At 70.2% G+C, this 6,030-nt stretch carries 7 protein-coding genes; 5 read left to right on the forward strand and 2 right to left on the reverse strand.

Annotated elements, in window-relative coordinates:
* Positions 1 to 29: 29 nt before the first annotated feature.
* From VFA06_RS09120 to VFA06_RS09140, 5 genes are all read left to right on the forward strand, one after another.
* Positions 30 to 353: an urease subunit beta gene (locus VFA06_RS09120; protein ID WP_349260121.1), complete on the forward strand. Its 324-nt coding sequence runs from the start codon at positions 30 to 32 to the stop codon at positions 351 to 353.
* Positions 346 to 2,070, forward strand: coding sequence for an urease subunit alpha (locus VFA06_RS09125; protein ID WP_324840007.1), 1,725 nt, complete (start codon positions 346 to 348; stop codon positions 2,068 to 2,070). Before VFA06_RS09120 ends, VFA06_RS09125 begins: the two co-directional genes overlap by 8 nt.
* A gap of 9 nt (positions 2,071 to 2,079) precedes the next feature.
* The gene (locus tag VFA06_RS09130) at positions 2,080 to 2,784 is read left to right on the forward strand and encodes an urease accessory protein UreF (RefSeq protein WP_324840008.1); all 705 of its coding nucleotides are present in this window, start codon (positions 2,080 to 2,082) and stop codon (positions 2,782 to 2,784) included.
* The gene (gene ureG / locus VFA06_RS09135) at positions 2,774 to 3,502 is read left to right on the forward strand and encodes an urease accessory protein UreG (RefSeq protein ID WP_324840009.1); all 729 of its coding nucleotides are present in this window, start codon (positions 2,774 to 2,776) and stop codon (positions 3,500 to 3,502) included. The genes VFA06_RS09130 and ureG overlap by 11 nt, the downstream gene beginning before the upstream one ends.
* A 61-nt stretch (positions 3,503 to 3,563) precedes the next feature.
* A complete protein-coding gene (locus VFA06_RS09140) occupies positions 3,564 to 4,310 on the forward strand; it encodes an urease accessory protein UreD (RefSeq protein ID WP_324840010.1) in 747 nt (248 codons plus the stop codon).
* Positions 4,311 to 4,393: 83 nt separating this feature from the next.
* On the opposite strand, the gene VFA06_RS09145 is transcribed toward VFA06_RS09140, so the two are convergent.
* Together VFA06_RS09145 and VFA06_RS09150 are read right to left on the reverse strand one after the other, a co-directional pair.
* Positions 4,394 to 5,713: an ATP-dependent 6-phosphofructokinase gene (locus VFA06_RS09145; protein ID WP_324840011.1), complete on the reverse strand. Its 1,320-nt coding sequence runs from the start codon at positions 5,711 to 5,713 to the stop codon at positions 4,394 to 4,396.
* On the reverse strand, positions 5,671 to 6,030 hold a 360-nt coding region (locus tag VFA06_RS09150; protein ID WP_324840012.1), incomplete at its 5' end, for a hypothetical protein. The genes VFA06_RS09150 and VFA06_RS09145, both read right to left, overlap by 43 nt.

Consider the following 6,030-nt stretch of genomic DNA (forward strand, 5'->3'; position numbering starts at 1 on the left):
TATCGCGGCAGCCGGGGGCCACCGAGTCGCTGGTCCCCGGCGAGTACCTCCTCGCCGACGCGCCCGTGCAGCTCAACGCGGGCGCGCCGCGCACGGCCCTGATCGTCAGCAATCGCGGCGACCGGCCGGTGCAGGTCGGCTCGCACTACCACTTCGCCGAGGCCAACCCCGCGCTCGAGTTCGACCGCGCGGCGGCCTGGGGTCAGCGCCTTGACATTCCGGCGGGAACCGCGGTCCGCTTCGAGCCCGGTCTGCCGAGAGAGGTTGGGCTCGTGCCGATCACCGGGCGGCGCATCGTCACCGGGCTACGCGGCGAGGCCGGTGCGCGCTCGGAAGGACGACTCGATGACTGAGATCTCCCGGGCTCGTTACGCGGCCCTCTATGGACCCACCGCCGGCGACCGCATCCGCTTGGCCGACACCGACCTGTTCATCGAGATCGAACACGACCACTGCGCAGGCGGCGACGAAGCAGTGTTCGGCGGTGGGAAAGTGATCCGCGAATCGATGGGTATGGCGCACGCCACGCGAGTCGAGCGCGACGGAGTGCCGGGCACCCCCGATACGGTCATCACCGGCGCGATCGTGCTCGACCACTGGGGCATCGTCAAAGCCGACGTCGGTATCCGCGACGGCCGCATCGTCGCGCTCGGCAAGGCCGGAAACCCGGACACGATGGACGGCGTGCACCCGCGACTGGTCATCGGCCCGTCCACCGAGATCATCGCGGGCAATGGAAAGATCCTGACGGCTGGGGGTATCGACGGACACGTACACCTGATCTGCCCGCAGTCCATCGAAGAAGCGCTCGCCTCCGGTGTCACCACGTTGATCGGCGGCGGCACCGGCCCGGCCGAAGGCAGCAAGGCGACCACCGTCACACCCGGCGCCTGGCATCTTGCGCGCATGTTCGAGTCCTTAGACACCTGGCCGGTGAACTTCGCGTTGCTGGGCAAGGGGAACTCGACCAACGAGCACGCGCTCTGGGAACAACTGCGCGCGGGCGCCGCCGGATTCAAGATCCACGAGGACTGGGGCGCCACCCCGGCGATCATCGACACGTGCCTGCGCGTTGCCGACGCCTCCGGCGCGCAGGTCTCCATCCACACCGACACTCTCAACGAAGCAGGGTTCGTCGAAGACACCGTCGCGGCGGTGGCAGGGCGCACCCTGGAGGCCTACCACGTCGAGGGGGCGGGCGGCGGGCACGCCCCCGACATCATCACCGTGGCGGGGCTGCCGAACTTCCTGCCCGCGTCCACCAACCCCACCCGGCCGCACACCGTCAACACCATCGACGAGCACCTGGACATGCTGATGGTCTGCCACCATCTGCAGCCGTCGATCCCGGAGGACCTGGCCTTCGCCGAGTCGCGCATCCGCCCCACCACGATCGCGGCCGAGGACGTCCTGCACGACCTCGGCGCCATCTCGATGATCGGCTCGGACTCGCAGGCGATGGGCCGCATCGGCGAAGTCGTGCTGCGCACCTGGCAGACCGCGCACGTGATGAAGAAGCGGCGCGGCGCGCTGCCCGGCGACGGTGCGGCCGACAATCACAGGGCCCGCCGATACGTGGCGAAGTACACCATCGGCCCGGCGGTCGCGCACGGCATGGACGGCGAGATCGGTTCCGTCGAGACCGGCAAGCTGGCCGACCTCGTGCTGTGGGACCCCGTGTTCTTCGGAGTGCGCCCGGCCCTGGTGCTCAAAGGCGGCGCGATCGCCTGGGCCGCGATGGGCGACGCGAATGCCTCGATCCCGACCCCGCAGCCCGTACTCCCGCGTCCGATGTTCGGCGCGTACGGCGCGGCTGCTTCCGCCACCAGCCTGGCGTTCGTCGCCGAGGCGGCCCTCGAAGACGGGCTGGCCGAACGGCTGGAGGTGCGCCGCCGCCTCGTCCTGCAGCGCGACGTAAGGACTCTGACCAAGGCCGACCTGCCGGAAAACACCGCGCTGCCGCGGATCGAGGTGGACCCGGACACGTTCACCGTGCGCATCGACGGCGACCCGGTCGAGCCCGCACCTGCCGAGGTGCTGCCCATGGCCCAGCGCTACTTCCTGTTCTAGGGCGGTGTCATGAGCCTGACTTCGTTGCTGCTACTCGCCGACAGTCGCCTGCCCGCCGGTGCGCACGCGCACTCGGGAGGCCTGGAGGCGGCAGTCGCCGCCGGTCGGGTACGCGACGCGGCCGATCTGCACTCCTTCCTGACCGGCAGGCTCACCACCGTGGGCCTGACCGGCGCAGCGTTCGCCGCAGCCACCGTCCAAGCCGCGTACGACCCGACCAACCGCGCCGAACAAGCCGGACCCGCCGCGCTCTTCGCCGATCTCGACGCGGAATACGACGCACGTACGCCGTCTCCCGCGCAACGCCGCGCATCACGCGCACTGGGCCGCCTGCTGATCCGCGCGGTGCGCGCCGGCTGGCCGCACCCCGCGCTCGACGCCGCCGCCGCGATCCATCCCGACGGCCCTCACCAGCCGCTCGCCCTCGGAGCCGCCGGCGCGGCGACCGGACTCGACCCGCACGACGCGGCCGTAGCCGCCGCGCTCGGCAGCATTACCGGACCCGCGAACGCCGCGACCCGGCTGCTCGGCGTCGACCCCCACGCGGTCACCGCCGTGCTCGCGGCGCTCGAACGGCTCGTCGGCGACGTGGCCACCGCCGCGACCAAGGCGGCGCACGGACCAGCCGCCGAACTGCCCTCATTCAGCGCCCCGCGACTGGACGTGTCTGCGGAACATCACAGCACTTGGGAGGTGCGTCTCTTTGCATCGTGACCACACTGACGAACCCGGCGCCGCCGGAATCGGCCTGCGCCCGGCCCCGGCCGCGGGATTCGGAATCCGCCGCGCGCAACCGGGCAGCCCGCTGCGCATCGGCATCGGCGGCCCGGTCGGCTCCGGCAAGACCGCCCTCGTCGCAGCACTCTGCCGCACCCTTCGCGAGCAATACTCCCTGGCCGTGGTCACCAACGACATCTACACCCGCGAGGACGCCGAGATCCTGCTGCGCCAAGGCGTACTCGATCCCGAGCGGATCGCGGCCGTCGAAACCGGCTGCTGCCCACACACCGCCATCCGCGACGACATCTCCGCCAACCTCGACGCCGTCGAAACCCTCGAAGCACGCTTCGCGCCTCTCGATCTGGTGCTGATCGAAAGCGGCGGCGACAACCTGACCGCCACGTTCAGCAAAGGCCTGATCGACTACCAGATCTTCGTGATCGACGTCGCGGGCGGGGACAAGGTGCCGCGCAAGGGCGGCCCCGGGATCACCTCATCCGACCTGCTGGTCATCAACAAGACCGACCTGGCGCACCTCGTGCACGCGGACCTGGAGGTCATGCGCCGCGACGCCGCTGCCAAGCGCGGCGAGCGCCCCACTGCGTTCATCTCGCTCGCCGAACACTCGGGCGCCCCTGCGGTTGCGGCCTGGATCACGGGACTCATCGCGCGGCGCCGCGCTGCCGCGAACCCTGCCCCGAGCCCCGCGTGAGCCTGACGTGAGGGCGTCGGCCCGCATCGCCGCCGAAGCACGCCCAGACGGACACACCCGCATGATCGTGTTGGCCGGACAAGCGCCGCTGCTCCTGCGTCAAACCGACACGCACGAGGAACCATCCACCGAAGCACACGAGCGGCCTTCCCCAAGCAGGCCGGCTGCCGCCCTCGTCCACCTCGTCGGTGGCGCCGCCGGCCCGCTCGGCGGCGACGAACTGGAATACGACGTGGAACTTGGCCCCGGTGCACGCGTAGACGTGCGAAGCGTCGCCGCATCGATCGCCCTGCCGGGACTGGGCGAAACCGAATCAACCCTCGATATCGCTGTCCGAGTGGCAGACCGCGCCAGCCTGTCCTGGAGCCCCGAACCGCTCATAGTCGCGCGTGGTGCCCGCCACCGCACCACCGCGCGCATCGAGCTCGCCGCGAGCTCACGCCTGCTGTGGCGCGAAGAGACCGTGCTCGGCCGCCACGGTGAAGCACCTGGCTCCGTCACGACGCGGCTACGCGTACGGCGCAACGGAAAGGCGCTGCTGGATCACACCCTCGCCGCGGGGCCGCACTACCCCGGTTCTCTCGGCGCCGGCGTGACGAGCGGCGACCGTGCGATCGGCACGATTCTGATCGTCGACCCCGCCTGGGAGCGCGTCCCACCCGCCGACCGGCTCACCGTGGCCACTCGCGACGACCGCGACGGAGCCGTCACCGTGATGCCGCTGCCCGGCCCAGCCGTCCTCGTCAGCGCCCTGGCACCCGACGGCCTTAGCCTGCGCAAACTCCTCGACTCGGCACCGATCTCTTAACGCGTATTCGAACACGCGGCGAGCCCGAGCACACGCCTGGTCCTTATGTCTCGCGGTGCATCCGCCATGTGGACCGTGCCGCGTCAGAGGTGTTTGGGCTGCCCGTTGGCTTCGAGTACCGACATCCACAGGTCACCGTGGGGGTCGACTTGGTTGCGGGTGGCAGTGGCCAGGGCGATGGGCAGGTGGATGAAGCGCCCGTGCCAGCGGGCGACGACCATGGAGGTGAAGCCGGCCATGCCCGCGTGCGCGGCGGCTTGGGCGAGGCGGGTGCAGTAAACGGCGTCGAACGCGTTGGCGGGCACCGAGCGTATGGCGTATCCGGGATCGACGTAGCGCAGCGAGAGCACCGTGCCGTGGTCCGCGAAGTGGCCGGTGATGCTTTCGCGCAGCAGGGTTCCGATGTCACCGAGGCGCGCGTTGCCCGACGCGTCGGTTTCGGCGGACTGGGGGAACAGTTCCTGGCCGGCGCCCTCGGCGACCACGACCACGGCATGGCCCTGCTGCTCGACGCGTTTGCGCACGCATGTCAGGAAGCTGTCCAGCCGGAACGGAACCTCGGGGATGAGGGTGAAGTCGACGTCGTGGTTGGCCAGCGTGGCGTAGCAGGCGATGAAGCCGCTGTGCCTGCCCATGAGCTTGACCAGGCCCACGCCGCCCGCGGTGGACTCCGCCTCGGTGTGCGCGGCGCGGATGGATTCGGCGGCGCGGGCGAACGCGGTCTGGAAGCCGAAGCTCTGGTCGATCCACGGTATGTCGTTGTCGATGGTCTTCGGGATGCCGACCACGGCGAGCGGCAGGGCGCGTGCGGCGGCCTCGGCGGCGATCTTCTGCGCGCCGCGCAGCGTGCCGTCGCCACCGATCACGAACAGCATGTCGACCTGGTATCGCGCCAGGGTCTCGACCATCGCGGCCGGGTCCTGGCCGCCGCGGGAGGTACCGAGGATGGTGCCGCCGCGATTGTGGATGTCGCGCACGAACTCGGGGGTGAGGGCGAGCGGCGTTGATCCGTCGGTCAGTCCACGGTACCCGTTGCGGAAGCCCAGCACCGTCTTGACCCCGTAGGCGTTGGCCAGTTGCAAGACCAGCGCGCGCACGACGTTGTTCAGCCCCGGGCACAGACCGCCGCAGGTGACGATGGCGGCGGTGACGGCGGTGGGCTCGAAGTAGAGCTTCTCGCGTGGGCCGCCGGGGTTGAAGGCGGGCAGATCGGCCGCGGCTCCGCGGCGTTTGGCGACGCCAAGGGTGTCGTCGAGCAACACCCGGTCGGTCTCCGTGACGTAATGCACGCTCTCCTCGCGGCCGCCGAGCAGGTCGCGCAGCGGCGTGTCCACGGTGCGTTCGCCGAGCCGGGCGATGGTCAGATCATCGGCGGTGATGGCGAGCAGGTCGGCGGTGTCCATAGCAAACACGTCCCTTGCGATGGCTTCGCTCCGCACCACGGATCAGCGCGCTCTGACACGTGGGCCACGTGCACCGCAGCGTAGGACGCCATTGTTTCGCCGGTATGCACAGCAACCGCCCTCGGCGCCAACGTGCAAGCGGCTGGTCTGTAGCGGAGGGTCGTTGCCGCGCCCACATTGCCCGCCAGCGCGTTCGCGGTCGACCAGCCGGAGTCGTTCGCGTCGGCGGCCACGACCTGCACGCTGCTGTAACCGTTGCTGTTGAGTGCGCTACGCAGTTGCGGGAACCAGTTCGCGTCGTAGCCGTGCTCGTTCCA

Origin of the sequence: Actinocrinis sp. (genome assembly GCF_035653575.1) — a bacterium.
Classification (GTDB): Bacteria; Actinomycetota; Actinomycetes; order Streptomycetales; family Catenulisporaceae; genus Actinocrinis.

Bases quoted from the DNA above. Each gene is read 5' to 3' on its own strand.
- VFA06_RS09125 (WP_324840007.1), top strand. From the start codon at position 346: ATGACTGAGATCTCCCGGGCTCGTTACGCGGCCCTCTATGGACCCACC.
- VFA06_RS09130 (WP_324840008.1), top strand. From the start codon at position 2,080: ATGAGCCTGACTTCGTTGCTGCTACTCGCCGACAGTCGCCTGCCCGCC.
- VFA06_RS09140 (WP_324840010.1), top strand. From the start codon at position 3,564: ATGATCGTGTTGGCCGGACAAGCGCCGCTGCTCCTGCGTCAAACCGAC.
- VFA06_RS09145 (WP_324840011.1), bottom strand. From the start codon at position 5,713: ATGGACACCGCCGACCTGCTCGCCATCACCGCCGATGATCTGACCATC.